Origin of the sequence: Mycolicibacterium tokaiense (genome assembly GCF_010725885.1) — a bacterium.
GTDB classification, from domain to species: domain Bacteria; phylum Actinomycetota; class Actinomycetes; order Mycobacteriales; family Mycobacteriaceae; genus Mycobacterium; species Mycobacterium tokaiense.
Window position 1 is genome coordinate 2,308,283 of record NZ_AP022600.1, and the last position, 26,637, is coordinate 2,334,919.

General features: G+C 66.8%; 25 protein-coding genes. 16 read left to right on the plus strand and 9 right to left on the minus strand.

The features are described from left to right. Window positions 1-6 precede the first annotated feature (6 nt). From G6N58_RS11105 to G6N58_RS11120, 4 genes are all read left to right on the plus strand, one after another. On the plus strand, window positions 7-819 hold the full coding sequence (locus G6N58_RS11105) for an SDR family oxidoreductase (RefSeq protein ID WP_172545080.1): 813 nt from the start codon (window positions 7-9) through the stop codon (window positions 817-819). 14 nt (window positions 820-833) lie between these two features. Next, entirely contained in the window at window positions 834-1,739 is a 906-nt protein-coding gene (locus G6N58_RS11110) for an SDR family oxidoreductase (protein WP_068914787.1), read from the plus strand. Window positions 1,740-1,913: 174 nt separating this feature from the next. Next, a complete protein-coding gene (locus G6N58_RS11115) occupies window positions 1,914-2,342 on the plus strand; it encodes an MmpS family transport accessory protein (RefSeq protein WP_068914788.1) in 429 nt (142 codons plus the stop codon). Next, window positions 2,339-5,230: an MMPL/RND family transporter gene (locus G6N58_RS11120; RefSeq protein ID WP_115278665.1), complete on the plus strand. Its 2,892-nt coding sequence runs from the start codon at window positions 2,339-2,341 to the stop codon at window positions 5,228-5,230. The genes G6N58_RS11115 and G6N58_RS11120 overlap by 4 nt, the downstream gene beginning before the upstream one ends. Window positions 5,231-5,245: 15 nt before the next feature. Here G6N58_RS11120 and G6N58_RS11125 read toward each other — a convergent pair whose 3' ends face one another. Genes G6N58_RS11125 through G6N58_RS11145 form a run of 5 tightly spaced genes read right to left on the minus strand, consistent with a single transcriptional unit; the run spans window position 5,246 to window position 8,091 of the window. Further along, window positions 5,246-5,677, minus strand: coding sequence for a DUF5078 domain-containing protein (locus G6N58_RS11125; RefSeq protein ID WP_068914790.1), 432 nt, complete (start codon window positions 5,675-5,677; stop codon window positions 5,246-5,248). Beyond that, complete coding sequence (locus G6N58_RS11130; protein WP_115278664.1) at window positions 5,677-6,018, minus strand: DUF732 domain-containing protein; 342 nt, start codon at window positions 6,016-6,018, stop codon at window positions 5,677-5,679. Before G6N58_RS11130 ends, G6N58_RS11125 begins: the two co-directional genes overlap by 1 nt. A 39-nt stretch (window positions 6,019-6,057) precedes the next feature. Next, window positions 6,058-6,513, minus strand: coding sequence for a nitroreductase family deazaflavin-dependent oxidoreductase (locus tag G6N58_RS11135; RefSeq protein ID WP_115278663.1), 456 nt, complete (start codon window positions 6,511-6,513; stop codon window positions 6,058-6,060). Window positions 6,514-6,520: 7 nt separating this feature from the next. Continuing rightward, on the minus strand, window positions 6,521-6,922 hold the full coding sequence (locus tag G6N58_RS11140) for a DUF8021 domain-containing protein (RefSeq protein WP_115281582.1): 402 nt from the start codon (window positions 6,920-6,922) through the stop codon (window positions 6,521-6,523). Window positions 6,923-6,927: 5 nt separating this feature from the next. Beyond that, on the minus strand, window positions 6,928-8,091 hold the full coding sequence (locus G6N58_RS11145; protein ID WP_068914793.1) for a steroid 3-ketoacyl-CoA thiolase: 1,164 nt from the start codon (window positions 8,089-8,091) through the stop codon (window positions 6,928-6,930). Between the two features lie 121 nt (window positions 8,092-8,212). Between G6N58_RS11145 and G6N58_RS11150 the strand changes: the two genes are divergently transcribed. The 8 genes from G6N58_RS11150 (at window position 8,213) to G6N58_RS11185 (ending at window position 16,608) form a co-directional block, all read left to right on the plus strand. Next, window positions 8,213-9,463, plus strand: coding sequence for a cytochrome P450 (locus tag G6N58_RS11150; RefSeq protein WP_115278662.1), 1,251 nt, complete (start codon window positions 8,213-8,215; stop codon window positions 9,461-9,463). Next, window positions 9,463-10,464, plus strand: a complete 1,002-nt coding sequence (locus tag G6N58_RS11155; RefSeq protein WP_115278661.1) for an acyl-CoA dehydrogenase family protein — start codon at window positions 9,463-9,465, stop codon at window positions 10,462-10,464. Before G6N58_RS11150 ends, G6N58_RS11155 begins: the two co-directional genes overlap by 1 nt. Next, window positions 10,465-11,628 (plus strand): acyl-CoA dehydrogenase FadE29, encoded by a 1,164-nt coding sequence (gene fadE29, locus G6N58_RS11160; protein ID WP_115278660.1) that lies wholly within the window; start codon window positions 10,465-10,467, stop codon window positions 11,626-11,628. It begins immediately after the preceding gene. Beyond that, window positions 11,625-12,584 carry a bifunctional MaoC family dehydratase N-terminal/OB-fold nucleic acid binding domain-containing protein gene (locus G6N58_RS11165; RefSeq protein WP_115278659.1) on the plus strand — a complete coding sequence of 320 codons (960 nt, stop codon included), beginning with the start codon at window positions 11,625-11,627 and terminating at the stop codon, window positions 12,582-12,584. The genes fadE29 and G6N58_RS11165 overlap by 4 nt, the downstream gene beginning before the upstream one ends. After that, window positions 12,566-12,979, plus strand: a complete 414-nt coding sequence (locus G6N58_RS11170) for a MaoC family dehydratase (RefSeq protein WP_172544985.1) — start codon at window positions 12,566-12,568, stop codon at window positions 12,977-12,979. Before G6N58_RS11165 ends, G6N58_RS11170 begins: the two co-directional genes overlap by 19 nt. A 2-nt stretch (window positions 12,980-12,981) precedes the next feature. Continuing rightward, window positions 12,982-14,136, plus strand: a complete 1,155-nt coding sequence (gene ltp2 / locus G6N58_RS11175; protein WP_172545078.1) for a 17-hydroxy-3-oxo-4-pregnene-20-carboxyl-CoA lyase — start codon at window positions 12,982-12,984, stop codon at window positions 14,134-14,136. Window positions 14,137-14,708: 572 nt separating this feature from the next. Continuing rightward, complete coding sequence (locus G6N58_RS11180) at window positions 14,709-15,515, plus strand: response regulator transcription factor (RefSeq protein WP_115278658.1); 807 nt, start codon at window positions 14,709-14,711, stop codon at window positions 15,513-15,515. A 94-nt stretch (window positions 15,516-15,609) separates the two neighbouring features. Continuing rightward, window positions 15,610-16,608, plus strand: a complete 999-nt coding sequence (locus G6N58_RS11185; protein ID WP_115278657.1) for a glycosyltransferase family 4 protein — start codon at window positions 15,610-15,612, stop codon at window positions 16,606-16,608. On the opposite strand, the gene G6N58_RS11190 is transcribed toward G6N58_RS11185, so the two are convergent. Further along, on the minus strand, window positions 16,601-18,562 hold the full coding sequence (locus tag G6N58_RS11190; RefSeq protein WP_115278656.1) for a hypothetical protein: 1,962 nt from the start codon (window positions 18,560-18,562) through the stop codon (window positions 16,601-16,603). The two genes, G6N58_RS11185 and G6N58_RS11190, sit on opposite strands and share 8 nt — an antisense overlap. Window positions 18,563-18,786: 224 nt before the next feature. Here G6N58_RS11190 and G6N58_RS11195 point away from each other — a divergent pair, with 224 nt between their 5' ends. The 4 genes from G6N58_RS11195 to G6N58_RS11210 are packed head-to-tail and all read left to right on the plus strand — an operon-like array spanning window position 18,787 to window position 23,741. Next, a complete protein-coding gene (locus G6N58_RS11195; protein WP_232067822.1) occupies window positions 18,787-20,058 on the plus strand; it encodes a tyrosine-protein kinase domain-containing protein in 1,272 nt (423 codons plus the stop codon). 1 nt (window position 20,059) lies between these two features. After that, window positions 20,060-21,349, plus strand: a complete 1,290-nt coding sequence (locus G6N58_RS11200; RefSeq protein WP_115278654.1) for an O-antigen ligase family protein — start codon at window positions 20,060-20,062, stop codon at window positions 21,347-21,349. Next, window positions 21,346-22,248 (plus strand): glycosyltransferase family 2 protein, encoded by a 903-nt coding sequence (locus G6N58_RS11205; RefSeq protein WP_115278653.1) that lies wholly within the window; start codon window positions 21,346-21,348, stop codon window positions 22,246-22,248. Before G6N58_RS11200 ends, G6N58_RS11205 begins: the two co-directional genes overlap by 4 nt. Then, window positions 22,248-23,741, plus strand: coding sequence for an oligosaccharide flippase family protein (locus G6N58_RS11210; RefSeq protein ID WP_115278652.1), 1,494 nt, complete (start codon window positions 22,248-22,250; stop codon window positions 23,739-23,741). The genes G6N58_RS11205 and G6N58_RS11210 overlap by 1 nt, the downstream gene beginning before the upstream one ends. On the opposite strand, the gene G6N58_RS11215 is transcribed toward G6N58_RS11210, so the two are convergent. From G6N58_RS11215 to G6N58_RS11225, 3 genes are read right to left on the minus strand one after another with little or no spacing between them, the layout of a single operon-like run. Further along, window positions 23,734-24,774, minus strand: a complete 1,041-nt coding sequence (locus tag G6N58_RS11215; RefSeq protein ID WP_232067823.1) for a cellulase family glycosylhydrolase — start codon at window positions 24,772-24,774, stop codon at window positions 23,734-23,736. The two genes, G6N58_RS11210 and G6N58_RS11215, sit on opposite strands and share 8 nt — an antisense overlap. A gap of 7 nt (window positions 24,775-24,781) precedes the next feature. Continuing rightward, the gene (locus G6N58_RS11220; protein WP_115278650.1) at window positions 24,782-25,663 is read right to left on the minus strand and encodes a glycosyltransferase family 2 protein; all 882 of its coding nucleotides are present in this window, start codon (window positions 25,661-25,663) and stop codon (window positions 24,782-24,784) included. Continuing rightward, a complete protein-coding gene (locus G6N58_RS11225; protein ID WP_115281581.1) occupies window positions 25,660-26,637 on the minus strand; it encodes an NAD-dependent epimerase/dehydratase family protein in 978 nt (325 codons plus the stop codon). Before G6N58_RS11225 ends, G6N58_RS11220 begins: the two co-directional genes overlap by 4 nt.

Sequence of the window (26,637 nt, forward strand, 5' to 3'; positions counted from 1 at the left end):
CCTGCGATACCTGAGCAAGCACTTGCTTGGTACGCTAGCACAGTGACCGACGCCGCCGACAAGGCAATCCAACTGGGGCTGCAGGGCCGCGTCGTGCTCGTGACCGGCGGCGTTCGCGGGGTCGGCGCTGGGATCAGCGCCGTGTTCGCCGGTCAGGGCGCGACGGTGGTGACCTGCGCCCGCCGCGCTGTCGAGGGGGTGCCGTATGAGTTCCACGCCTGCGACGTCCGTGACGACGGCGCCGTCAAGGCGCTGATCGACGCCATCGTGGAGCGCCACGGGCGCATCGACGCAGTGGTGAACAATGCCGGTGGGTCGCCCTACGTGGCGGCCGCAGAGGCGTCGGCGAGGTTCAGCGCCAAGATCATCGAGCTGAACCTGCTTGCGCCGCTGTCGGTCTCGCAGCACGCCAATGCGGTGATGCAGAACCAGGACGGCGGCGGCTCGATCGTGAACATCTCCAGCGTCAGCTCGCGCCGGCCCACGCCGGGCACTGCCGCCTACGGCGCGGCCAAAGCCGGTGTCGACAGTTTGACCAGCACCCTGGCCGTCGAGTGGGCGCCCAGGGTGCGGGTCAACTCCGTCATCGTCGGCATGGTGGAGACCGAGCAGTCCGAGTTGTTCTACGGTGACGCCGACTCGGTGGCCGCGGTGGCCGCCACGATCCCGCTGCGCCGGCTGGCCCAACCCGCCGACATCGGTTGGGCGGCAGCGTTTCTCAGCTCAGATGCGGCGTCGTACATCAGCGGCGCCACCCTCGAGGTACACGGTGGCGGAGAGCCGCCGGCGTACCTCGAGGCCTCCAACGCCAACAGATGAGGGAGATATCGACCATGTCATTGCTGGACGGCCGGGTGGTCATCGTGACCGGTGCAGGTGGCGGTATCGGCCGCGCACATGCGCTGGCCTTCGCCGCCGAGGGTGCTCAGGTGGTGGTCAACGACATCGGTGTCGGCCTCGACGGATCACCGGCCGGTGGTGGCAGTGCGGCCCAGGCGGTGGTGGACGAGATCACCGCCGCCGGTGGACACGCCGTCACCAGCGGTGCCAACGTCGCCGACTGGGCGCAGGCCGAAGGGCTGATCCAGACGGCGATCGATTCCTTCGGCAGGCTGGACGTCCTGGTCAACAACGCCGGGATCGTGCGTGACCGGATGTTCGCCAACACCAGCGAAGACGAGTTCGATGCCGTCATCGCCGTCCATCTCAAGGGGCACTTCGCCACCATGAAGCACGCCGCGGCCTACTGGCGGGCGCAGTCCAAGGCCGGCCAGACGGTGGATGCGCGCATCATCAACACCAGCTCGGGCGCCGGCCTGCAGGGCAGCGTGGGCCAGGCCAACTACAGCGCGGCCAAGGCGGGCATCGCCGGGATGACGCTGGTGGCCGCCGCCGAGATGGCGCGCTACGGCGTGACCGTCAACGCGATCGCTCCCTCGGCGCGCACCCGGATGACCGAGACGGTGTTCGCCGACATGATGGCCACCCAGGGCGACGACTTCGATGCCATGGCCCCGGAGAACATCTCACCCCTGGTGGTGTGGCTGGGCAGTACGCACTCGCGTGACGTCACCGGCGCGGTGTTCGAGGTCGAGGGCGGCAAGATCCGGGTGGCCGAAGGCTGGGCACACGGGCCCGAGGTGGACAAAGGCGCGCGGTGGGACCCCGCCGAGCTGGGGCCGGTGGTGGCCGATCTGCTGTCCCGGGCGCGACCCGCGGTGCCGGTCTACGGAGCCTGAACGGGTGCTGGATCGACCTAAGTGAGACTGGGTGTCGGACCGTCTCCCACTTGACCCGGCGCGGTGATCCAGCGCACAGCAGAACGTTCGAACTGGGGGCGACGGCCACTAGTTATATGAACTAATCTAAGCCGATCGTTAGAGAAGGCTTAGTGCTGCGGAAGTCGGGTTTGCATGACCAGGGTGTTGAGGCGGGCATGGATCCCTCTGCTCATCGTCGTCGTGGTGGTGATCGCGGGGTTCACGGTGCACCGCATTCGGGGGTTCTTCGCGTCCGAACCGCCGCTGGTGACGCCGGTCAACTTCGCCGACGACCCTGAGCCCTTCGAACCCAAGGTGGTCGAGTACGAGGTCGAGGGCCTCGGCGGGACCGCCAACGTCAACTACCTCGATCTGGAGGGCAAGCCGCAGCGCGTCGATGGTGCGGCCCTGCCCTGGCGGGTCCGGCTGGAGACCACCAATCCCTCGGCCATGGCCCAGGTGGTGGCCCAGGGCGCAGGCAGCAGCCTGACCTGCCGGATCATCGTCGACGGTGAGCTCAAAGAGGAAAGGACCGTCGACGGCGTGAGCGCCCAGACCTTCTGCATCGAGAAGTCCGCATGAGTTCGCCGATCAACGAGCCGACCACTGACGAGATCCCGGTGGCCGCGCCCCCGCACCGCCCGCTGATCCCACGCACCATCCGTGCGCTCGCCGTGCCGATCATCCTGGTGTGGATCGCGCTGATCGCGCTGGTGAACATCACCGTGCCGCAGCTGGAGACCGTCGGGCAGATGCAGGCCGTCTCCATGAGCCCGGACGAGGCGCCGTCGGTCATCGCGATGAAGCGCGTCGGCGACCTCTTCCAAGAGGGCACCTCCGACAGCGCGGTGATGATCGTGCTGGAGGGGCAGGAGCCCCTCGGCGACGACGCGCACCGGTTCTACGACGAGATGATCGCCAAGCTCCGCGAAGACCCGGAGCACGTGCAGTCGGTGCAGGACTTCTGGAGCGACCCGCTGACCGCGCCGGGCTCGCAGAGTCCCGACGGCAAGGCCGCCTACGTGCAGGTCAAACTCGCCGGCAACCAGGGCGAAGCGCTGGCAAACGAGTCGGTGGAAGCCGCCCAGGCGATCGTCAACAGCATCACCCCGCCCGACGGCGTGAAGGTCTACCTCACCGGCCCCGCGGCTCTGGCCGCCGACCAGCAGATCGCCGCGGACCGCAGCCTGCGGCTCATCGAGGCTGTCACCTTCACCGTCATCATCGTGATGCTGCTGCTGGTCTACCGGTCGATCGTCACGACCATCCTGATGCTGGTGATGGTGGTGCTGTCGCTGGCGGCCACCCGCGGCATCGTCGCGTTCCTCGGCTATCACGAGATCATCGGGCTCTCCAGCTTCGCCACCAACCTCCTCGTCACGCTGGCCATCGCGGCCTCCACGGACTACGCCATCTTCCTGATCGGCCGCTATCAGGAAGCCCGAAGTATGGGCGAGGACAAGGAAGCCGCGTTCTACACGATGTTCCACGGCACGGCGCACGTGGTCGCCGGCTCGGGTCTGACCATCGCCGGCGCCACGTTCTGCCTGAGCTTCACCCGGCTGCCGTATTTCCAGACCATGGGCATCCCGCTGGCCATCGGCATGTGTGTCGGCATCATCTCCGCGCTCACGCTGGGCACCGCGATCATCACGGTCGCCAGCCGCTTCGGGTTGTTCGAACCCAAGCGCGCCATGCGTATTCGCGGGTGGCGCAAGGTGGGTGCCGCGGTGGTGCGCTGGCCCGGGCCCATCCTGGTGGGCGCCACGGCGCTGGCGCTGGTCGGCCTGCTCACCCTGCCGGGCTATCGGACCAACTACAACGACCGCGCCTACCTGCCTGCGGATCTGCCGGCCAACGAAGGGTACGCCGCGGCCGACCGGCACTTCAACAACGCGCGGATGAACCCCGAACTGCTGATGGTGGAAAGCGATCGGGACCTGCGCAACCCGGCAGACTTCCTGGTCATCGAGAAGATCGCGAAGGCCATCTTCCAGGTGGACGGCATCGCCCGCGTCCAGGCCATCACGCGGCCGCAGGGGCAGCCGATCGAGAACACCTCGATCCCGTTCATGATGAGCCAGCAGGGTGTCATGCAGACGCTCAACCAGAAGTACACCGACGACATGATGGCCAACATGCTCAAGCAGGCCGACGACATGCAGACCACCATCGACAACATGGAAAAGATGTCGAGCATCACCGAGCAGATGGCCGACACCACCCACCAGATGGTCGGCCAGATGAAGAACATGGTGGTCGACATCGCGACCCTGCGTGACAACATCTCCACGTTCGACGACTTCTTCCGGCCGCTGCGCAACTACTTCTACTGGGAACCGCACTGCTACGACATCCCGATCTGCTGGGCGTTGCGGTCCATTTTCGACACCCTCGACGGCATCCAGATCATGACCGAGGACATCCAGCAGCTCATGCCGCAGATGGAGCGCCTGGACACGTTGATGCCGCAGATGGTGGCGTTGATGCCGTCGATGATCGACACGATGAAGTCGATGAAGACCATGATGCTGACGATGCACCAGACCCAGTCCGGGATGCAGGAACAGCAGAAGATCATGTCGGAGAACGGCACCGAGATGGGCGACGCGTTCAACGCCGCCAAGAACGACGACTCGTTCTACCTGCCGCAGGAAGCGTTCGACAATCCGGACTTCCAGCGTGGTCTCGAGCAGTTCCTGTCGCCGGACGGGCACGCGGTGCGGTTCATCATCAGCCACGACGGTGACCCGTTGTCACCGGAGGGCGTGGCCCGCATCGACTCGATCAAGACGGCTGCCAAGGAGGCCATCAAAGGCACCCCGTTGGAAGGATCGACCATCTACCTCGGTGGGTCGGCGGCCACCTTCAAAGACATGTCCGACGGAAACACCTACGACCTGCTGATCGCCGGGATCTCCTCGCTCTGCCTGATTTTCATCATCATGCTGATCATCACGCGGGCGGTGATCGCCTCGGCGGTGATCGTCGGCACGGTGGTGTTGTCGCTCGGTGCATCCTTCGGCCTGTCAGTTCTGTTGTGGCAGCACATCCTCGGCATCGAGCTGCACTGGATGGTGCTGGCGATGTCGGTCATCATCCTGCTGGCGGTGGGTGCGGACTACAACCTGCTGCTCGTGTCCCGTCTCAAAGAGGAGATACACGCCGGGCTCAACACCGGCATCATCCGCGCCATGGGCGGCAGCGGCTCGGTGGCCACCGCCGCCGGCCTGGTGTTCGCGTTCACCATGATGTCCATGGCCGTCAGCGAATTGACCGTGATCGGTCAGGTGGGAACCACCATCGGGCTGGGGCTGTTGTTCGACACCCTGGTGGTGCGTGCGTTCATGACCCCGGCGATCGCGGCCCTGCTGGGCCGCTGGTTCTGGTGGCCGCAGAACGTGCGCAGGCGCCCGCGGCCGTCGCCGTGGCCGTCACCGCCGCAGCAGCGGGAACCGACCCCGGTCTGACGATCGGGGGTCGGGCTACCAGGTCCAGACGGTGGGATCCACCGGTGGGTAGTTCATGCAGACTTCGGTGCCGTGGGCGACAACGCCTTTGTTGTTGAAGAACAGCTTGGCCCAGTTGGGCCAGTTCCAGGCCAGGGTCTCGTAGAAGGCGTTGGTGGCGGTCTCTTCGGAGTAGGCGCGCCGGCCGGCGTAGTCCATGGAGAAGAACCAGGTGATGCGGTCGCGGGCCCACTTCTGCACGTCGGGGGACTTGTTGTTGTAGTCGATGATGTAGCGCTCGTAGTACACCGGGTCGGTGTCGCGGACAGCGGCCATGTACTGATCGACGGTGCAGGTGGTCTTGAGCATCCGCGACGGGATCGGATACTCGTCGGTGGCATCTGCGGCGGCCGGGGCGGCTGTGGCCAGGGCGGTGAAGGCGAGCGCGGTCACCAGGATTCGACGCATCAGTTCCTACTCTCGGCGGCGCGCTGCAACACGAACGTCTGGTCGGGGCAGTAGATCGGGATACCGGCGCCGACGAACTGCCAGGCCTGATCCGTGGTGGAGCCCTTCTGCAGCTGGTCGTGCACGAACTTCGCCGAGGCGAAGGCATCCGGGTCGTGGCCGTTGCGCAGCCGCTTGCACATGATCTTGCCGATCCAGGCGTTGTAGTCCTTCTGCCCGTAGATCCCGAAGGTGTGCAACTGCTCGGCGAAAGCCTCGTCCGGATCAGCTGCCGCGGTGGGGGCCAGCGCCAGGGCCAGGGCAGCGCCGGCGGCCAGCACCGCCACTCGTAGTCCACGCATTGCGAAATCGTAACGTAAACGATCTAAGTATTCAGCCGCCTAAACCGGATCGCAGATGACGATCGGGATCGTGCGGTCGGTGTAGGACCGGTAAGTCGCGAAATCGGGATACATCGCGTCGAGTTTCGGCCAGTACTCGTCACGTTCGGCATCGGTGGCGTCCCGGGCGGACAGGCGCAGCACCTCGTGTTTGGTCTGGAAGGTCACCGCTGGGTTGGCCTTGAGGTTGAGGTACCACATCGGGTTGTTGGCCCGTCCGCCCTGCGACGCCACCAAGATGATGCGCCTGCCCTCCTGCAGGAACAGCAGCGGGCTCTCCCTGGGCTCACCGGACTTGCGCCCGGTGGTGGTCAGGATGCCCACCGGGGCGCCGCGCAGGAACTTGTCGCCGAAGCGGCCGCCGGTCTTCTTGAAGATCCAGGTGTTGGCCCGCGACATCCACTTGATGAGGGTGCCGGTCTGGGTGGAGTTCAGCGCGCGGGGCGGATTGGCCATCGATGCCTCAGCTCGTCAGGAACGGCCGGATACCGGCCCGGATGTGATGGATCTCGGCCCTACCGCGGCCGCTGGCGGGAATCACGAAGGTCTCGTCGATGCGCGCGCCCACCCGCCGGCCCGCGAACCGGGGCTTGGTCAGCAGTTCGAAGCGGGCCCGCACGGTATCTCCGTCGACGGTGAACACCGGCGCCGACCCGGAGGCGATGACGCGGTACTGCGGCCCGCGATTGAGGCTGCGGCGCAGGTGTTCTCCCGAGAAACCGGTCTTGAGCCCCATTTCCACGCGGGTGCACCCCGGTGCGAACGGCACCGCGTTGGCGTCGTGACTCACCAGTGCCTCGATGTAGGACCGCGCGGCCGCGATGCGTTCGGACTCGGTGAATTCACGAACCTCGTTGACGGACATCGACATCAGATTCGCTCGATGATCGTCCCGGTAGAGAGAGCACCGCCGGCGCACATGGTGATCAGCGCGGTGGTCTTGTCGCTGCGCTCCAACTCGTGCAGCGCGGAGGTGATCAACCGGCTGCCGGTGCTGCCCACCGGGTGTCCCAGTGCGATGGCTCCGCCGTTGACGTTGACGGTGTCCATGTCCGGCTCGTGCACCCGCGCCCAGGACAGCACCACCGAGGCGAACGCCTCGTTGATCTCGGTGATGTCGATGTCACCGATCTTCATGCCCGCCTTCTCCAGCACCTTGGCCGTCGACTGCACCGGGCCGTCGAGGTGGTAGTAGGGCTCCGCGCCGACGAGGGCCTGGCTGACGATCCGCGCCCGCGGCGTCAGACCCAGCGCCCTGGCCTTGGCCTCGTCCATCCACAGCACCGCCGCGGCGCCGTCGGAGATCTGGGAGGAGGTGCCTGCGGTGTGGATGCCGCCCTCGAGTACCGGTTTCAGCGACGCCAACCCCTCGAGTGTGGTGTCGCGCAGCCCCTGGTCCTTGCTCACGATGTGACGATCGGCGGTGGGCTGCTTCAGCTCGTCGAGCACCGGGGCCTCGATGCCGCTGATCTCGCGGTCGAAGCGCCCCTCGGCCCAGGCCTGCTTGGCCTTGCGTTGCGAGTCGAAGCCGAACTGGTCGATGTCCTCGCGGGAGATGCCGCGGCGCTTGGCGATTCGTTCGGCGGCGGTGAACTGGTCGGGCATGTCGATGTCCCAGGACGCCGGCCGGATGATGCTGCGATCGGGGCCGGCATTGGCGCCCAGACCGACGCGACTCATCGCCTCGATACCGCAGGCGATACCGACGTCGATGGCGCCCGCAGCGATCAGGCCGGCGATCAGTCCGTTGGCCTGCTGGCCGCTGCCGCACTGGCAGTCCACCGTCATGGCGCCTACGTGATCGGGCAGACCGGCGACCAGCCACCCGACCCGGGTGATGTTGTTGGACTGCTCGCCGAACTGGGTGACGCAGCCGCCGATCACCTGCTCGACGATGCCTGCGTCGATGCCGGCCTTGTCGACCAGCGCCTTCTGCGTGGCCCCCAACAACTCGGTGGCGTGCAGTCCGGACAACCAGCCGCCGCGCTTGCCGATGGGGCTGCGGGTGGCTTCGACAATGACAGGGGTACCCATTCCGTCAGGCTAGAACACGTTTCATTACTCTGACAAGCAGCGATGCCGCCATGCCTTTCATCTGCAGTGGAGGCATGTTTTACTGGCACTAGAACACGTTGCATTTGAGGAGCGCACAAGCATGCCCACCCCGAAGTCCAGCCCCATTCCCGCCGAATTCGATTTTCTCGACGCGAACCTGAACCTCGAGCGGCTGCCGGTCGAAGAACTCGCCGAGCTGCGCAGGTCCGAGCCTATCCACTGGGTCGACGTCCCGGGAGGGACGGGTGGCTTCGGTGACCCGGGCTACTGGCTCGTCACCAAGCACGCCGATGTCAAGGACGTCTCCAAGCGCAACGACGTCTTCGGCAGCTCGCCCGACGGCGCCATCCCGGTGTGGCCGCAGGGCATGGAGCGCTCGGCGATCGATCTGCAGAAGGCCGTGCTGCTGAACATGGACGCCCCGCAGCACACGCGGCTGCGCAAGATCATCTCGCGCGGGTTCACGCCTCGCGCCATCGGCCGCCTGGAGGACGAACTGCGCACCCGCGCCCGCCAGATCGCCGAGACCGCGGCCGCCGAGGGCAGCGGCGATTTCGTCGAGCAGGTCTCCTGCGAGTTGCCGCTGCAGGCCATCGCCGGGCTGCTCGGGGTGCCGCAGGAAGACCGCGACAAGCTGTTCCGCTGGTCCAACGAGATGACGGCGGGGGAGGACCCGGAGTACGCCGACATCGATCCGGCCATGTCCTCCTTCGAGCTCATCACCTACGCCATGAAGATGGCCGAGGAGCGGGCCAAGAACCCCACCGACGACATCGTCACCACCCTTGTCCAGGCCGACCTCGACGGCGAGAAGCTCTCCGACGACGAGTTCGGCTTCTTCGTCGTGATGCTGGCGGTGGCCGGCAACGAGACCACGCGTAACTCCATCACCCACGGCATGATTGCCTTCTCTCAGCACCCCGAGCAGTGGGAGCTGTACAAGCGGGAGCGCCCGGAGTCCGCGGCCGATGAGATCGTCCGCTGGGCCACCCCGGTGTCGGCGTTCCAGCGCACCGCCCTGGAAGACACCGAGCTGTCCGGAGTGCAGATCAAGAAGGGCGAGCGCGTCGTGATGTCCTACCGCTCGGCCAACTTCGACGACGAGGTGTTCGACAACCCGCACGAGTTCAACATCCTGCGCAGCCCCAACCCGCACGTCGGGTTCGGCGGCACCGGAGCGCACTACTGCATCGGAGCCAACCTGGCCCGGATGACCATCAACCTGATCTTCAACGCGGTCGCCGACGCGATGCCCGACCTCAAGCCCATCGGCGAACCCGAGCGGTTGATGTCGGGCTGGCTCAACGGGATCAAGCACTGGCAGGTGGACTACACGGGTAAGGGCGCCTGATGGACTTCACCCCCGACGAAGGCCAGCAGGCTGTCGCCGACGTGGTGACTTCGGTGCTGGATCGTGACAACAGTTGGGACGCACTGGTTTCCGGCGGTGTCACCGCACTCGGGGTGCCCGAGCATGTCGGCGGCGACGGCGTGGGACTCGCGGAGATCGCGACGGCGCTGACCGAGATCGGTCGGCACGGCACCGTCGGTCCTGCACTGGCGACGCTGGGTGCCACCGCGGTGTTGCGTGACGCGGCGACCGACAGTCAGCAGCAGCGCTACCTGGCGGATGTGCCAGGAGGCGCCATCGTGACGCTGGCGCTCAACGAGCCGGGCAGATCGTTGCCCGAGCATCCGGCTGTCACTTTCGCCGCGGGGGTGCTCAACGGCACCAAGATCGCGGTCAGCCATGCCGCACAGGCCAAGTGGATCGTGGTGAGCACCGACAGCGCCGTGGTGGTCGTGCCCGGTGACGCTGCGGGTCTGACGGTCACCAGCACCCCGTCGTCGACCGGCGCCGAAGAATGCGTCGTGACGTTCGCCGACGTGGCGGTCGGTGACGACGATGTACTGGCCGACGTCACCGCTACCCGCGTCAATCAACTGGCACTGGTCACCATCGGCGCCTTCGCCGCGGGTCTGGTGGCCGGCGCGCTGCGTCTGACCGCCGATTATGTGGCCACCCGCGAACAGTTCGGCAGACCGCTGTCGACGTTCCAGACGGTGGCCGCGCAACTGTCCGAGGTCTACATCGCCTCACGCACCATCTCGCTGCTGTCCACCTCGGCGGTGTGGCGACTGTCTCAAGGGCTCGACGCCGACGAAGACCTTGCGGTGCTGGGCTACTGGCTGTCGTCGCAGGCTGCCCCCGCCATGCGGCTGTGCCATCACCTGCACGGCGGGATGGGCATGGACATCACCTACCCGATGGACCGCTTCTACTCCTCGATCAAGGACCTGACGCGGATCCTGGGCGGGCCGACACACCGATTGGATCTGGTGGGAGTGTAGATGTACATCGAACTGACACCCGAGCAGCGGGCGCTGCAAGCCGAACTGCGGCAGTACTTCTCGACGCTGATCACGCCGGAGGAGGCGGCAGCGATGGAGTCCAACCGGCACAACGAGGCCTACCGCGCGGTGATCAAGCGGATGGGTACCGACGGCAAATTGGGCGTCGGCTGGCCGAAGGAGTACGGGGGCCTGGGCTTCGGTCCGGTGGAGCAACAGATCTTCGTCAACGAGGCCAACCGCGCCGACGTGCCGCTGCCGCTGGTGACGCTGCAGACCGTGGGGCCCACCCTGCAGGTGTACGGCACCGAGGAACAGAAGAAGAAGTTCCTGCCCGGAATTCTCTCCGGTGACATCCATTTCGCGATCGGCTATTCCGAGCCCGAGGCCGGTACCGACCTCGCGTCGCTACGCACGTCCGCGGTCCGCCACGGCGACGAATACATCGTCAACGGGCAGAAGATGTGGACCACCGGCGCCCACGACGCCGACTACATCTGGTTGGCCGTGCGTACCGACCCCGATGCCGCCAAGCACAAAGGCATCTCGATCCTGATCGTCGACACGAAGGACCCAGGGTTCTCCTGGACGCCGATCATCCTGTCCGACGGGGCGCATCACACCAACGCGTCGTACTACAACGACGTGCGCGTGCCCGCCGACATGCTGGTCGGCGAGGAGAACGGCGGCTGGAAGCTCATCACCACCCAGCTCAACCACGAGCGGGTCGGGCTGGGGCCGGCCGGCCGCGTGGCCGGCATCTACGACCAGGTGCGCGCCTGGGCCTCCAAGCCCGGCTCGGACGGCGTCACACCCATCGAGAACCAGGACGTGGCGCGGCTGCTCGGGCAGATCAAAGCCATCTGGCGGGTCAACGAGCTGCTGAACTGGCAGGTCGCGGCCTCCGGGGAGACCATCGCCGTCGCCGACGCCGCAGCCACCAAGGTCTTCTCCACCGAGCGCATCCAGGAGGTCGGGCGACTGGCCGAGGAGATTGTGGGCACCTACGGCAACCCGGCGGACCCGGAGACCGGCGAGCTGCTCGACTGGCTGGACAAGATGACCAAACGCAATCTGGTCATCACCTTCGGTGGAGGTGTCAACGAAGTGATGCGGGAGATGATCGCGGCGTCCGGGCTCAAGGTTCCCCGGGTGTCCCGGTGAGTGACCTGCAGGCCGGCATCGACGCGCTGCTGGCCGACGGGCGCAGCGCGCCGACTCCTGCCCGGGACCCGGTGAATGAGCCCATGATCCACCACTGGGTGGACGCCATCGGCGACACCAACCCGATCTACGTCGACGAGGACGCCGCCCGGGCCGCCGGCCATGAGGGCATCGTCGCACCACCGGCGATGATCCAGGTCTGGACGATGATGGGGCTGGGCCGCACACGCTCCGGCGATGACCCGCTGGGACGCGCGATGACGATGTTCGACGACGCCGGGTACGTCGGCGTTGTCGCCACCAACTGCGACCAGACCTACCACCGTTACCTCAAACCCGGCGAGCAGGTGGTGATGAGTGCCGAGATCGTCGGCATCGTCGGACCCAAGCAGACCGCCCTGGGCGAGGGGTACTTCATCAACCAGAAGATCCGCTGGCACGTCGGTGATGAAGAAGTGGCCGACATGGACTGGCGCATCATGAAGTTCCGGCCGGCAGCCAATCAGAAACCGGCCGAAACCAGCGCGCTGCCAGAAGATCTCGACCCCGACAAGCTGATGCGTCCGGCGTCGTCGCGCGACACCAAGTTCTTCTGGGACGGCGTTGCCGCGCACGAGCTGCGCATCCAGCGGCGCCCCGACGGCACCCTGCAACATCCGCCGGTGCCTGCGGTGTGGGCCGACAAAGACGCACCCGTCGACTATGTCGTCGCCTCCGGCAAGGGCACGGTGTACAGCTACGTGGTGCACCACGCGCCGAAGGTGCCCGGCCGCAGCGTGCCGTTCGTGATCGCACTCATCGAGTTGGAGGAGGGTGTGCGTATGCTCGGCGAGCTCCGCGGCGTGGACCCGGACCAGGTGAAGATCGGAATGCCGGTCAGCGCAACATATCTCGACTTCCCAGACAGTGACATCAGCCCGGCCTGGACCTTGTACGCATGGGAGCCGCAAGCGTGAGCGCAACACTCGAGGTGGGAACCCAACTGCCGGAGCTGAAGATCTACGGCGACCCCACCTTCATCGTGTCCACGGCCATCGCCACCCGCGACTACCAGGACGTGCACCACGACCGGGACAAGGCGCAGGCCAAGGGGTCCAAGGACATCTTCGTCAACATCCTCACCGACACCGGGCTGGTGGGCCGGTACGTCACGGACTGGGCCGGCCCCCGCGCCGTCGTCACCTCGATCAAGTTGCGACTCGGGGTGCCGTGGTACGCCTACGACACCATCACGTTCACCGGTGAGGTCACCGAGATCGACGGCGACCGAGTGACGCTGAAAGTGGTGGGCGCCAACAGTTTGGGCAATCACGTGATCGCCACCTCCACACTCACTCTGGGGGCGCAGTGACTCTGTCAGGTAAAGCCGCCATCGCCGGGATCGGCGCCACGGACTTCTCCAAGAACTCCGGCCGCAGCGAATTACGGCTGGCCGCCGAGGCGGTGCTCGACGCGCTCGACGATGCCGGCCTGCAACCGTCCGACGTCGACGGCCTGGTGACCTTCACCATGGACTCCAACCTCGAGACCGCCGTTGCCAGGGCCACCGGCATCGGTGATCTCAGCTTTTTCAGCCAGATCGGTTACGGCGGCGGTGCAGCGGCCGCCACGGTGCAGCAGGCCGCCCTCGCCGTCGCCGCGGGTGTGGCCGAGGTGGTGGTGGCCTACCGCGCCTTCAACGAACGTTCGGAGTTCCGCTTCGGCCAGGTGATGACCGGGCTGACGGTCAATGCGGACTCCCGTGGCGTCGAGTACAGCTGGTCCTATCCGCACGGACTGAGCACGCCGGCGGCGTCGGTGGCCATGATCGCCCAGCGCTACATGCACGAATTCGGCGCCACCAGTGCGGATTTCGGTGCTGTCTCGGTGGCCGACCGCAAGCACGCTGCCACCAACCCGAAGGCGCACTTCTACGGCAAGCCGATCACCATCGAGGATCACCAGAATTCGCGGTGGATCGCCGAGCCGCTGCGGTTGCTGGACTGCTGCCAGGAAACCGACGGCGGGGTGGCCATCGTGGTCACCACCCCGGAGCGGGCGCGCGATCTCCGGCACCGGCCGGCGATCATCGAAGCGGCCGCCCAGGGTGCTGGTGCCGACCAGTTCACCATGTACTCCTACTACCGCGACGAGCTGGGCCTGCCGGAGATGGGTCTGGTGGGCCGGCAGCTGTGGGGGCAGAGTGGGCTGAGTCCGGCCGACATCCAGACCGCCGTGCTCTACGACCACTTCACCCCCTACACCCTGATCCAGTTGGAGGAGCTCGGCTTCTGCGGCAAGGGCGAGGCCAAGGACTTCATCGCCGGCGGCGCCATCGAGATCGGCGGGAAGCTGCCCATCAACACCCATGGCGGGCAGCTCGGCGAGGCCTACATCCACGGCATGAACGGCATCGCCGAGGGCGTGCGTCAGCTTCGGGGCACGTCGGTCAACCAGGTCGACGGCGTGGAACACGTGCTCGTCACCGCAGGCACTGGAGTGCCGACTTCCGGGCTGATTCTGGGTTGAACGAATCCCTAGCTTGCGGGCCCGTTTGCGCGAACGGCAACGTGAATTTCTAGCAAACAGACATCAGAGCAGCCCAGTATCGCGACGATATTGACGGCAACGTTGCTCAGCACCGGCGCCGAGTCGTCGGCTGAGAAGAAGATTACAGAAGCGTCATAGTTGGCGGGTTTTGGCGTGCTGAATTCTGAGAGTCACATAAGGTTTGCGAGGGATACGGTCGCGCAGGGGGCCTCCCACTCCGCCCTATTGCCCCGACATACACCCCTGAACTGCGTTAACGCGAGATATCGCACGTGATGGATTCATCGAGGTCTAGTTCCATATTCAAAATCTGGCCGGATCTGGCGATACCGTCGCGTTGACCTGGGTGAAGTGGAACACTTACCATTGCTTGAGACTGTCAGCAAACTTCACTCCAGTAGCGTCGAAGAGCCAAGGTGGAAAGTCGGCACAGTCGTGGCAGGTTCTGCCATATTTGGTCGGCTTGAAACTGAGCCGGGGCGAGGGGGCCCGTGTTCGGCCTTCGACAAGTTGATACGAGAATCTCATCGTGCAGCACTGAAGGTGGAATCATGGCAATGGTTCATTGTCAATCCGGTCAACACGCGACATCGTTAGACCAACAGGCCAGCGATCGAAATCGCCTCCGGTCCACGGCGCTGTCGCCTGTGCCCCTCCCGGTGGAGCCGGCGCTTCCACCTCTGCCCGTCGCGACGCTGCTCGTTGATGACAGCACTCTTCACCGGGAGAACCTGGCCGCGATCCTGACCACCGCGGGTCTGCCTGAGCCGTTGATGGCGTGGGATCTCGACTCCGTGCAGAGGGTCCTGCGGGAGTCGGTGCCACACATTGCGCTGATCAACATGGTCACCCGCGACAATGTGGCGCTGGTACGGCTCATCCGGGAGAGGTGTCCGGATGCGAAGGTGATCATCGTTGGAGCCGCAGTCGAGGACGAGGCGGCCATTGTGTCCTTCGCCGAAGCCGGCGTAGCGGGCTACCACTTGCGCAGTCACTCTCTCGGTGACCTCGTGCAGCTCATCCGCGCGGTCAGTAACGGTCAACCCAGTTGTCCGCCTTCGGTTTCCGCGATCCTGCTCAAGCGTCTGTCGTCGCTGGCGACACAACACGAACCGGTGGCCAGAGACCCTTTCCTGACGGCTCGCGAGGTCGAGATCCTCCGCATGTTGGAGGCGGGCCTGTCGAACAGGGAGATTGCCGACCAGCTCTGCATCGCGTTGCACACAGTCAAGAACCACGTCCACAACATCCTCGGGAAGCTCGGTGTCAGTACCAGGATGGAGGCCGCAGCCCTCTCCCGCGCCTCGCAATCGGACCGGGAACTAGTTCCCGGGTTCAACCCAAAATGGCCCCGTTGATCCATGGACACCGCAGCGTGAGTCCTCGATAGTCACAGACGGTGGCGAGTCGCCTTCCGCGGCAACGCTTCCAGATCGGTGGACGGGGAGGACGATGAGAGTTGCACATGTCGGATCGGCTGCTGTGCCGGTCGGATACCCGTTCGGTAGTGCGGCTGAACGCCGTATCGTGGATCTGGCCGTGGCGCAGCAGGATCGCGGTGACACGGTGCTGGTGTTCTCGGCGGCCCCGCCGGCGCCGGGGCCCCGTCCACCCGGACCGGCGCGTCACCTGAACATCGTCGACCTGGAGTGCCGGACGCAGCCACCGCTGAACGACATGGAACTCGCGCTCCGGACCCGCGCAGCGATGCTGAGGGTCGAACCCGACGTCATACACGTGCACAACAATTTCACTGCGGCACTGTGTCTCGCCGGGATCAATGGCGCCAAGGTGCTCAGCTTCGATCATCTTCGCGTACCGGGTTCGGACCATCCGGTGGTGAAGGCGCTGTACCGGCGGGCGCTGCGTGCGTTCGACCTGCTCATGCCCGTTTCGCAGTTCTGTGCGCAGGCCGCCGCCGAATACTGGTCGTTGCCGTTGTCGGAGCTTCGGGTTCTCCCGGTCGGCGTCGACACTGGTTCCTCGGGTCACGACGGCACCCGCAGACACCGTGGCAGCCGCCTGCGGATCGGCTATCTCGGTTGGCTCCATGATCAGGCTGGCATCGACATCCTCACCGAGGCAATCCAATTGGTGAAGGCGGTGCACCCCTCGGTGACCCTGCTGTGTGTCGACCTCGCCGAGGGGCAGATCACCGGGGGGCTGTTCGAGGCGGTCGACATCTGCGTCATGGCAAGCCCCGCGGTGTTCGAAATGGCAGCGGCGGAAGCGCTTTCAGCGGGCACCGCGGTGGTGTGCGGCACGCCGGGACACCTCGGTGAAGGTGGGGCACGCGCCGCCATGGCGCTCGCGGACGAACTGATCGCACTGTGCGACGAACAGGCTGTACTGGCCCAGGCGGCCGGCGCTGCGACCGGAGAAGCCGACCGGTTCAGGTGGCACTCGATCGCGGACAGGGCTGATGCCCTCTACCGGGAGACGCTCAGCTGATGCGTCGTCGTCGCATCCATGCGATGGCGGCGACGGCGGCCAGCACCACCACGAAAGCTGCCCCGGCGCCCCAGAGGAGCTTCGGGTCGGTGCCCGACTGCGGAGCGGCCGCGGGCTCGTAGACGGCCGCGACGTCGCGGATGCTGACGTTGGTGGGGAGCCCTGAGGGCCCGGCCGCCAGCACGTCACCGGTCAGCGACGACCAGCCGGCATCAGCACGGGAGATCCGGTCCAGCAACGGATCCACCAGCGACCACTCGCCGGTGGTGGTCACCAGGATCACCGTGCGATTGCGCTGTCCATCCGCGAACGCCTGAATCGAAGCCAGACCACCCTCGATGCTGGCGCGCAACTCCGTGGGCAAACCGATGTCGACGCCTGCGTCCGCGGCGAGGATCGGCGGATTCAGCGATGTCTGGGCAATGGCATCCGACGCGGCGACGATCAGCGCGCCGGTGTCGGCATCGGCCGCGGTCGCCACATCCACCACTTGCGGGGTCAGCGGCGCAGTGGTCAGGCGCGCGATGGCGGCGACCACCCGGGCCGCGTAGCGCAGCTGATCGGGTCCGCTGCCGTCGAACGCGACCAGGAAGGCGGGGCTGAACTCCGAGGGCAGGGCGCCGAAGCCGCCGAGCGGCGGGCCACCGCGGGTCATGGTCAGCGTCGATCGCGGATCCACCTGGAAGGTGACGGGCGCGATCAGCGGGCCGCACACCACGTTCGGGGTATAGGTGAGCGCGAAGTCCAGATTCAGCCACTGCCCGAAGGCGGGTCCGTCGACGTCGAAGGTCGCATCGAGGCGGCCCGAGGAATCGAGGGCCGCCCGGTAGACCACGATGCCGTTCGAGCGGATGAGCACGGTTGCGACATCATCGCCGGGCACCGGCGTGTAGTCGGCCAGCAGATGAACCTGCACGGCGGAGATCCGGCCGGGGCCCAGCGCGGAGCGATCGGCCCCCACCGACAGGCTCGCGGTGCGCACCACCTCGGTGGAGCCACTGATGTCCAGCTGGCTGAACGTCAGGGTGTCACCGCTGAGCTCCGGCTCTGCGCCGGCCTGGTCCACCCGGGTGGCCGCCGTCTGGACCAGTGTCTGCAGCTGATTCACCAGCAGCGACACCTGGGTGGTCAGCTCGTCCCCGGTGCCCGCGACCCGGAGGTAGGCCCCGGGCGTCCCGGCGTTCTCGACGCTCATGCCTGCGGTGTCCCCGGCCTCCACCAGGATGGCGCGGGCCAGATCGCCTGCCGGTGGCGGCGGCAGGCCCCGCCGCACGGAGTCGACGGTGATGGCCACCGGCTGAGGGTGATACAGCCGGGTCAGGGTGGAGACCAACGTCAGCGCGGCCTGTTGTTCACCGGCGTCGGCGTCCTCCGGGGTGAAGATGGCCACGCGCTGCAGCACCGGCGGAAAGAACGTGGCGATGGTGTCCGCCGGTGCCGCGGTGCCCGCGAAAACGGTGGACAGATCGCTGAGCATGACCTGTTGCAGAGGTCCGCAGAACCGGTCGGCCGTGTCGAGGGTGCGCAGCGTGATCGCCAGCTCCACCGCCGACGACAGCACCGGTGCCGCCGAGATGTCGACGTCCAGCGGGGTGGCCGGCTGGGTCGGAGGTGGCAGGTCGACCGTCGCCAGCAGATCGCCGTCCGCGGTGTCGATTTCGAGATAACCCGCGTTCACATTCATCGGGGCGTTGATGGTGCCGCGCAGTCGCGCGGCGCTCAGACCTTCGGGGACCTGCACTGTGAACGTGGAGGTGGCATTGGGGCTGAGATAAATCTCCGGCTCCAACCCCAGCGTGGCCCAGTCCAAGTTCACATCAGCGGTCGGCGCGGGTTCGGCCTCACCCGGCTCGGCCTGCGCGGCTCCCGTCATCAGCAGGGGGAGCACCAGCACCACCAGCGCCGCCAGCGTGCCCGCTCCGGCTCGAAGTTGCTGGACAACCAGTGGCGACATTGAACTGACCGGGTGCACGCTGTTTCACTTTCGGGTGTCCGAGAACCGTAGAACCGACAGGGCTGGGACTATACCGCCGCCCTTGCGGGTTGATGCGCTAACGGCCAGCTCTTGTCACGTCGAAACCATGATGTTGCCAGCGAAGTGCCGGTTACCTTGGCCTGCATCCCGTTGTGGGATACCGTGACGCTCACACTCGGTGGATCGGCGATGAAGGGTCGCAGTTGACTGTCCATGACTTCGCGCAGGTTCTGCGTACCCGGTGGAAGTCGATCTGTGCCATCACGGCCATCGTGATCCTCGGTGCCTTCGCCTATACCTTCATCATCACGCCGCAATACGAGTCGACGACACGGCTTTTCGTGTCCACCACCTCCGACGGCACCAACAGCCAGACCTACGACGGCGGACTGTTCGCCGAACGCCGTGTGCTGTCCTACACCGAATTGCTGACCGGTGAGGTGCTCGCGCAGCGCACCATCGACAAGCTCGGACTCGACATGAGCGCCGCTGACCTCCAGGAGGAGGTGGAAGCCGAGGTGCCCGCGGACACCGTGCTGATCGACGTCACGGTGCTGGACTCCTCAGCAACCCGGGCGCGCGACATCGCCAACACCATGGCCGACGAGTTCGTGGTCATGGCAGCGGAGTTGGAGACTCCCGAGTTGGGGGCGGCGCCCAACGCCAGGGTGATAGTGCAGCAACGAGCCGAGATCTCCAGCACGCCGGTGAATGCCAAGACCACGCGCACCCTGGCGCTGGCCGCGGTGATGGGTCTGCTGCTCGGCGTCGTGGTGGCTTTCCTGCGTGACCGGCTCGACAACTCGGTGCGCAGCCCGGCCGTCCTGGAGAAGGCGACCGGGGTCGGGCTGCTGGCCGGCATCCCGGCCACCAAGGACGCCGACACCCTCGCCGACGCCTACCGCGAACTCCGGATCAGCCTGCGCTTTCTCCACGTTGCCGACGGACCCCGGGTGCTCGTGGTGACCGGCGCCGACGGCAGTGACGGGCACACTTCCGTGGCGGTCAACCTGGCGCAGGCACTGGCCGGGGCCGGGCACCGCACGGTGCTCGTCGACGCCGACCTGCGCCACCCGGCGGTGACGTCGTCCTTGGGGCTGCCGGGATCAACCGGTCTGAGCACCGTGCTCGCGGGTGAGGCCACGCTGCGCGACGCCCTGCAGGAGTCGTCCGGGCTGCAGGTGCTTGCTGCCGGCGCAACCGCAGCCAATCCGACAGACCTCATCGAATCCACCGCTGCGGCCGACCTTCTGGAGGAGCTGAGCGCACAGTTCGACTACGTCGTGGTGGCAGCGCCCTCGCTGCCGGCCGCCGATGCCGCACTGTTGGCCTCGCGTTCGCAGGGCGTTCTGCTGGTCGCACGCTACGGCCGCACCACCACCAAGCAGCTGACCGACGCGGTGTACCGGCTCGAGCGCGCCGGTGCACCGCTGCTCGGCACGGTGCTGACGATGATGCCGACGAAGAAGCGGTGAGATGTCCGCCGGCGTGTACACCACGTTCTCGGCCGCACCGCCTCGCCTGCTGCAGGAGAGGCCGCCCGACCCGCGACTGCTGGACCGCGCTTTCGCGGCATTGATCATCGGGGCGATCGCCCTGGTCGTCACGCCCGACCTGATCACCTATCTGAGCGTTCCGCACGAGCCGATCCTTCCCCCGGGAGAGGCCGCCACGTCTGCGGATCTTCCACTGGCGCAACTGGTCAGCTTGGGTGGTTCCGCACTCCTGCTGCTGGTGACCGCCGCGGTCGTGGCCATGCGGGGCCATCCCAACCGCGCCATCGGCGGGCTGTTGGTGGCACTGCTGGCGGTGAACCTGCCCTATGTCATCAGTCCCGAACTGCCCCCCACGGCGGACTATCCAAAGATCCTGCTGGCCAACCTGTTCGTACTCGCACTGTGGAATGTCGGTGCGCCGATCTCCGGGCTGCGCTGGGTTCCGTACACCGTCGCGGTGATTGCGGTCTACTCACTGATCGTCGGGCTGATCATGCCCGACTTCGCGATGTACAACGTGGTCTCGGAGAAGGACATCATCCCGGGCTGGGAACTGGCCGGACCGTTCGGGCACGCCAACGTCCTGGGGATGTACTGTGCGGTGGCGTTCGCGTTGACCCCGCTGATCACCGACCGCCGGGTGCGGTGGGTGGTCGGTGCCCTCCTGTTCCTGACCCTGCTGGCGGCCGCATCGCGGACGGCATTGCTGGCGGCTCTGGTGGTGGTGGTGTGGTGGCTGGTCTGCTGGGTCCGTTCCGGGGCATCGGTGCGGCTGGCCGGTACCGTGCTGGTGGCTGTCGCTGCGACGACGACATTCGTGTTCCCGTTCGTGGCATGGGATCCCGATGCTTTCACCGAGCGGGCGCACGTCTGGGCCGAGAGTCTCAAGATCTGGCACGAGTCGGTGCTGGTGGGCATGGGCATCAACTGGTTTCTCGAGGACGCGCAGCAGTACGCGAACATCGCCAAGTGGGCCTATGTCGGCACCGGGCACAACATGGTGGTCGACACGCTGGTGAAGTCCGGCCTCCTGGGCCTCGCCGCGCTGGTGCCGCTGCTCGTCGGGGCGGTGCTGGCCACCCGAGCGTTGAAGATCACCGCCGCGCAGATCGCCTGCTTCGGTTTTCTGGCGGCGTTTTTCGTGGCGGCCACCACTGAGGCGGTCTGGGCGTTGTTGCCCAACCTGCAGCTCTTCCCGATCAGCGGCATGATCTTCGCCGTCCTCATCCTGAGCAGACGTGACGACCCGGTCGACCAAGGACTGCCATGACCTCCGCGCCCACTGTCAGCGTCGTCATCCCCACCATCGGGCGCACCAGTCTGCGCGCGGCGGTGGAATCTGCTCTCCAGCAGACGGTTCCGCCGGTCGAGGTGATCGTGGTGCTCGACGCGGACTGCGAGCCCGACCTGCCCGCCGATCCGGCTGTGCGGGTGGTGAAGACACCGGGGCGGGTGGGGCCCAGCCTTGCCAAACACCACGGAATCGGTGCGGCCACCGGAGATGTCATCGCATTACTCGATGACGACGACGTGTGGCGGGCGGACAAACTCGCGATTCAACTGGCGGCTGCGCCTGCCGGCGAGCACTGGGTGGTGGCATCCCGCTTCCGGGTACACATCGACGGCCGCGATCCCGTTGTCGGTCCGCGCACCCCGATCACCCGCACCGAGCCGGTGGCACCGTACCTGTTCGAGCTGCGTCAGACGCAGGGCTTCAACATGGTCCAGACCTCCACACTGGTGTTCCCGCGGGCGTTGTCCACGGCGGTGCCGATGTCGGTGGCGGCGGGATCCATCCACGACGATCCCAAGTGGCTGATGGAGGTGCGGCGGATGTTCCCGGACCTGCCGATCATCCAGGTCACCGAGCCGCTGGTGGACATCATGTGGGGTGCGGCATCGCTGTCCCGGTCGGGCACCGACCGCAGTGCTGAACTCATCGAGTGGGGCAAGCGTGAACTCGCCGGGGAATCGCCGCGGGTGCGCGGCGACTACATGCTGACTTCGGCAGTGGGCTCGGCGCTGGGAGCCGGGTCGTGGCGGGGTGTCATCACGGCGATTGTGACCGGTGCCCGGTTCGGCAAACCGGGGGCCTTGGCCTGGGCCAGCGCCGCCAAATCCCTGCTGAGACTGGGCCGTGGACGGCTCAGGGCACTCGCTGGTCGCTGATGCCGTCGTTTGCCCGCAACACCCTGCTCGGGTTCTCCTCCGGCGCCATGGTGGCGCTGGCCGGCTTCATCGGCAATGCCATCACCGCGCGACTGCTGGGCCCGGACAATCTGGGCGTCTTCGCTTACGTGGTGTTCTGCGTGACCATCGCATCGATCGTGGCGAGCCTGGGTATCGGGGTGGTGCAGCAGCGGTTCATTCCCAACCTGCGGGCCGAGGGCCGCGACGACGAGGCGGACGGTTTGACGGGGGCGGTAACCCGATTGTCGTTGTGGGCCACGGTCATCGGCGCCGCGGTCCTGTTCGGCTACCTGTACTGGCCCGGCCGCGACGCCATTGCCGGGCCGTCACCGACCACGCAGACGGTGGTCATCGCCTTTGCCCTGGCGTGGTTCGTGTTCTGGCGGATGGCCGAGGTCTACCAGTTCTATCTGCGCGGTGAGCAGCGGTTCGCCGAACTGGCCCGGCTGTCCGCCATCTCGGCACTGCTGAAGCTGGGTGTGATCGCGGTGGGCGCCTGGTTGTTCGGGATCCCGGGTGCGCTGGCGGGGTTCATCGCAGGCAACCTGCTACCCGCGTCCCGCATCCACCGGCTGATACGGATGCGGCCGCACGTGACGGACCTGCTGCGGGGCAACGTCTTCCGCTTTGCGGCTGCCAGCTGGGCCACCGGTGTGCTGGGCGGGCTGGTGTTCGGGCGCACCGAGATCCTGTTCCTGGAGCACTACACGGGGATCGGCGCCGTGGGTCTGTTTGCCGCCGCGGTCACCGTGGCGGAGATGGCGGTGCAATTGCCACCTCTGCTGCTGTCGGCGCTGCTGCCGCGGTTCAGCGAACAGCACGGCCTGGGCGCCCAGGAGGACATGCGCCGGCTCTACCGCACCATGACGGCCCTGATCGCGATGTTGATCGTTCCGCTGTGTCTGGGTCTGGCGGCGGTGGCACCCGCGCTGGTACCGCTGCTGTTCGGGGCTGATTTCGCCGATGCGGTACCGGTGGCATCGGTGCTCCTGGTGGCCGCCGCCGTCAGCAGCCTCGGCGTGACCACCTTCTACCTCCTGCAGAGCATCGGCAAGACCGGTTTCCTGTTGCTGTCCAACGGGCTGGGCCTGATCGGCACGATCGCGCTCGGATTCCTGCTGGTGCCGCAGTTCGGGCTCATCGGCGCCGCCTGGTCGCGCGGAGTCGTCCAGGTGTTCGTGGTCCTGGTGGAAACCTGGTACGTCACACAGAAACTGAAGATCTCCCCGCCGTACCGCGCCCTCGGACTGATCACGCTGGCTGCGGTGGCCCAAGCCGTGGTCGCCTACGTCATCTGCGGCGAGATCGATGGGGCGGTGGCGCTGCTGGTCGCCATACCGGCCGCGGTGCTCACCTATGTGCTGGCGCTGCGGGTGCTCTCGGTGATGAAGGTGGTGGACCCCGGTCTGCGGAATCGGATCATCGACAAAGCTCCGGGCCGGGTCAAGCCGGTGCTGTCGCGCCTCATGTAGCCCCGTCCATCAACGCCACCGCTGCGGGCTTGGGGGTCAGGTCCCGGCGCACCACACCGAAGTTCTGTTCCGGGTCGGCCGGATCGGTTCCGCCGTCGGCCAATTCGTAGTAGATGAGCGGTCCCGCCCAGTCCCAGTCCGCTACCTGACGGCGGGCCTGCAGCAGCATCTGCGTCTGGGTGTCGTCGGACACCGCGTTGGGTCCGGTACCCGTGGGAGCTCCGTACTCGGTGATCCAGATCGACTTGTCGCCCTCGCCGTGGCGCTCCATGACCGAACGCAGCGCGGGCAGGTCGGCGAAGCCCCCTGTCATCCGCTGTGGGGTTTGCATGGGCAGCGCCGGGAAACTGTACGGGTGCGCGGCGACGGCGTCGGCGCGGTAGGCGGCACCGTTGGCGTAGAGCTGCTCGAGATACTCACCGGGTTCTATCTCGCGGCCAGGCGTCTCGAACTGGGGCCCGAGCCCTCCGATGAGCAGGGTGGCCTGCGGGTCCACATCGCGGATCGCGTCGGCGGCCACCCAGAACAACGTCCCGTACTCATTGGCATCCGGTTGCGGCGGCCAGAACTTGGCGGTGTTGGGTTCGTTCCAGATCTCCCAGCTGTGCACGCCGCGCGGCGCGTACCGGGTGGCGGCGGCCCGCGTGAAGTCGGCCCACTGCGAGAGTTGTTGCGGGCGCTGGTGGTGGGCGATGGCGGCATCGCCCACGGCCGCCGAGCGTGCCCACGGCGGGGTGAAGGCGAGCACGAAGAGCACCTGCATTCCCCTGGCGTCGGCCTCGTCCACCACCATGTCCGGATAGGACCAGTCGGGGCTGCCCTGCGTGCGCTCGACCACCGACCAGTCGATGTCCATCCTCACCCAGGTGACGCCCATTTCCGCCATCAGGTCGAACTTCTCCGCCAACACCTCCGCGTCGCGGACATGCACGGTCATCCCGATCGCGGAGTCGTCGGGCGGTTGGCACGAGATGGTGGCCAGCGCGAGCAGGGCCACCACCGGCAGGTGTGACAGCCGGCGCCGCACACTCACCCGGCGCTCACCGCAGCACGGCACGGTGGTCGCCGCCTGAGAACGGTCTGCCCGCCAGCCCCTCGGCACGACCCACGAAGAGCGCCATGGCATCTCGCACGGTGAACTTGTCGGGATTGCGCAGTGGCATCAAGGCGGCGGCCACCAGATGCGCCACCTTGTACCACAGCGGATAGCGCCAGGTGCGCAGCACGTTGCCCGCGCCCCTGCCGTAGTTGCGCAGTTTGCGGCGCCGCTCCTCCGGGGGAAGGTGCGCAAACTCGGTCTGTGCCTTCACCACGACGTCACCCACCCACTCGATGGAGAAACCGTCGCGTTCGGCGAGCCGCAGCAGCAGGTCGGGGCCCTCGCCGGATTGCCACGGGCTCGCCGATCCCGAACCACGCAGGGGGTCGTACCCCCCGACCGCCAGATAGTCAGCACGGCGGTACAGCGTGGCCGGTTCCATGGCCCCCCACGCCGATCGGCGCGTGAGCGGAGAACCTCTCGGCGGGAGTGGATTCCGGGGCCCCTCACGATCCACCAGCTGGACGGCGACCACCGACCTGCCCGGGATGCAGTGCGGTGTCAACCGCTCGAAGAAGTCCGGGTCGACGCGACTGGTGTCGTTCGGGAACCAAGCCCATTCCACGTCATCCCCGAGGGTGATGGCCGCGATGTTGCGGCCGTTGGACACCCCACGCGGGCTGACCGCGGTCCGCAGGGTGAGCACACCCGAGTATTTCTGCACCAGCGCCCGCAGGCCCGAGTCATCCTCGCTGCCGTGGTGAGCGATCACGACGACGTGTGGCGGGCGGGTCTGCGCGGCCAGGTCGTCGAGCAACAGGCCCAGTTCGTCCCACCGGCCCACCGTGGTGACTCCCACCCCGAAGCGGGGGGTGTCGGTCACGTCAGGCGGCCCTGCAGTGTCGGCAGGAACTCCGGGTCCGCCCAGGTGCGCTTGAGGGTCTCATCCAGTTGGTGGACCGGCCGCCACCCGAAAATCTCGCCGATCCGGGTGATGTCGCTGCCGAGGAACGGCCGGTCCACCGCCCGGGCGCGCGCCGGATCCTGGCGCACCTGGAAGTCGAGGCCCAGCACCGCACGCATGCGCGCCAGGATCTCGTCCACCGAGTACTGGTGTCCGCTGCCGAGATTGACCACCTCGCAGGCCACCCCGTCGCGATTGGTGCCCAGCGCCGCCGCGGCGAAACCGGCTGCGGCGTCCAGCACGTCGATGTAGTCGCGTTTGGGCCAGGTGTTGCCCAATCCGATCGATTCCGGCTTCGCTCGCAGCTGGGCGACGATGGCGGGCAGCAGGTGCGGATTGGTCTCACCGGGGCCGATGACGTTGAACAGCCGCACGATGGCAGCGGCGATACCGCGCTCCTCGGCGAAGATCCGGACGTACTGCTCGCCCTGCAGCTTGGTGAAGCCGTAGATGTCGGCGGGTCCCAGTTCGGACTCGTACTCCCGGTGGGGCTGCTCATCAGGCTTGTACACCGCGCCACTGCTGGCGAACACGAACCGGACTCCCGGCGGGCAGGCGGCCAGCAGGTTGACGGTGCCGGTGACGTTGGTGGACACCGCATTCGACGGGTCGGTGTCACATTCGGGGATGTAGTGGATGGCCGCCAGATGGACGATCACGTCGGGCTTGAAGTACTCGATGAGCGACCGGGTGGCAGCGCTGTCGCGGATGTCCAGCCGGTGGAAGCGGAAACCGGGGGACTCGAGCGACAGCCAGTCCGGCGCGCCGTACCGCAGCAGATCGGCCACCAGTACGTCGGCGACCGGGGCCAGGGCGCGCACCAACTCGCGTCCGACGAAACCGGCCCCGCCGGTGACCATGACCTTCGTGCGGGGCTGCTCTGCTTGCGTCAT

Bases quoted from the DNA above. Each gene is read 5' to 3' on its own strand.
- G6N58_RS11110 (WP_068914787.1), top strand. From the start codon at position 834: ATGTCATTGCTGGACGGCCGGGTGGTCATCGTGACCGGTGCAGGTGGC.
- G6N58_RS11115 (WP_068914788.1), top strand. From the start codon at position 1,914: ATGACCAGGGTGTTGAGGCGGGCATGGATCCCTCTGCTCATCGTCGTC.
- G6N58_RS11120 (WP_115278665.1), top strand. From the start codon at position 2,339: ATGAGTTCGCCGATCAACGAGCCGACCACTGACGAGATCCCGGTGGCC.
- G6N58_RS11125 (WP_068914790.1), bottom strand. From the start codon at position 5,677: ATGCGTCGAATCCTGGTGACCGCGCTCGCCTTCACCGCCCTGGCCACA.
- G6N58_RS11130 (WP_115278664.1), bottom strand. From the start codon at position 6,018: ATGCGTGGACTACGAGTGGCGGTGCTGGCCGCCGGCGCTGCCCTGGCC.
- G6N58_RS11135 (WP_115278663.1), bottom strand. From the start codon at position 6,513: ATGGCCAATCCGCCCCGCGCGCTGAACTCCACCCAGACCGGCACCCTC.
- G6N58_RS11140 (WP_115281582.1), bottom strand. From the start codon at position 6,922: ATGTCCGTCAACGAGGTTCGTGAATTCACCGAGTCCGAACGCATCGCG.
- G6N58_RS11145 (WP_068914793.1), bottom strand. From the start codon at position 8,091: ATGGGTACCCCTGTCATTGTCGAAGCCACCCGCAGCCCCATCGGCAAG.
- G6N58_RS11150 (WP_115278662.1), top strand. From the start codon at position 8,213: ATGCCCACCCCGAAGTCCAGCCCCATTCCCGCCGAATTCGATTTTCTC.
- G6N58_RS11155 (WP_115278661.1), top strand. From the start codon at position 9,463: ATGGACTTCACCCCCGACGAAGGCCAGCAGGCTGTCGCCGACGTGGTG.
- fadE29 (WP_115278660.1), top strand. From the start codon at position 10,465: ATGTACATCGAACTGACACCCGAGCAGCGGGCGCTGCAAGCCGAACTG.
- G6N58_RS11170 (WP_172544985.1), top strand. From the start codon at position 12,566: ATGGGAGCCGCAAGCGTGAGCGCAACACTCGAGGTGGGAACCCAACTG.
- G6N58_RS11180 (WP_115278658.1), top strand. From the start codon at position 14,709: ATGGCAATGGTTCATTGTCAATCCGGTCAACACGCGACATCGTTAGAC.
- G6N58_RS11185 (WP_115278657.1), top strand. From the start codon at position 15,610: ATGAGAGTTGCACATGTCGGATCGGCTGCTGTGCCGGTCGGATACCCG.
- G6N58_RS11190 (WP_115278656.1), bottom strand. From the start codon at position 18,562: ATGTCGCCACTGGTTGTCCAGCAACTTCGAGCCGGAGCGGGCACGCTG.
- G6N58_RS11200 (WP_115278654.1), top strand. From the start codon at position 20,060: ATGTCCGCCGGCGTGTACACCACGTTCTCGGCCGCACCGCCTCGCCTG.
- G6N58_RS11205 (WP_115278653.1), top strand. From the start codon at position 21,346: ATGACCTCCGCGCCCACTGTCAGCGTCGTCATCCCCACCATCGGGCGC.
- G6N58_RS11210 (WP_115278652.1), top strand. From the start codon at position 22,248: ATGCCGTCGTTTGCCCGCAACACCCTGCTCGGGTTCTCCTCCGGCGCC.
- G6N58_RS11225 (WP_115281581.1), bottom strand. From the start codon at position 26,637: ATGACGCAAGCAGAGCAGCCCCGCACGAAGGTCATGGTCACCGGCGGG.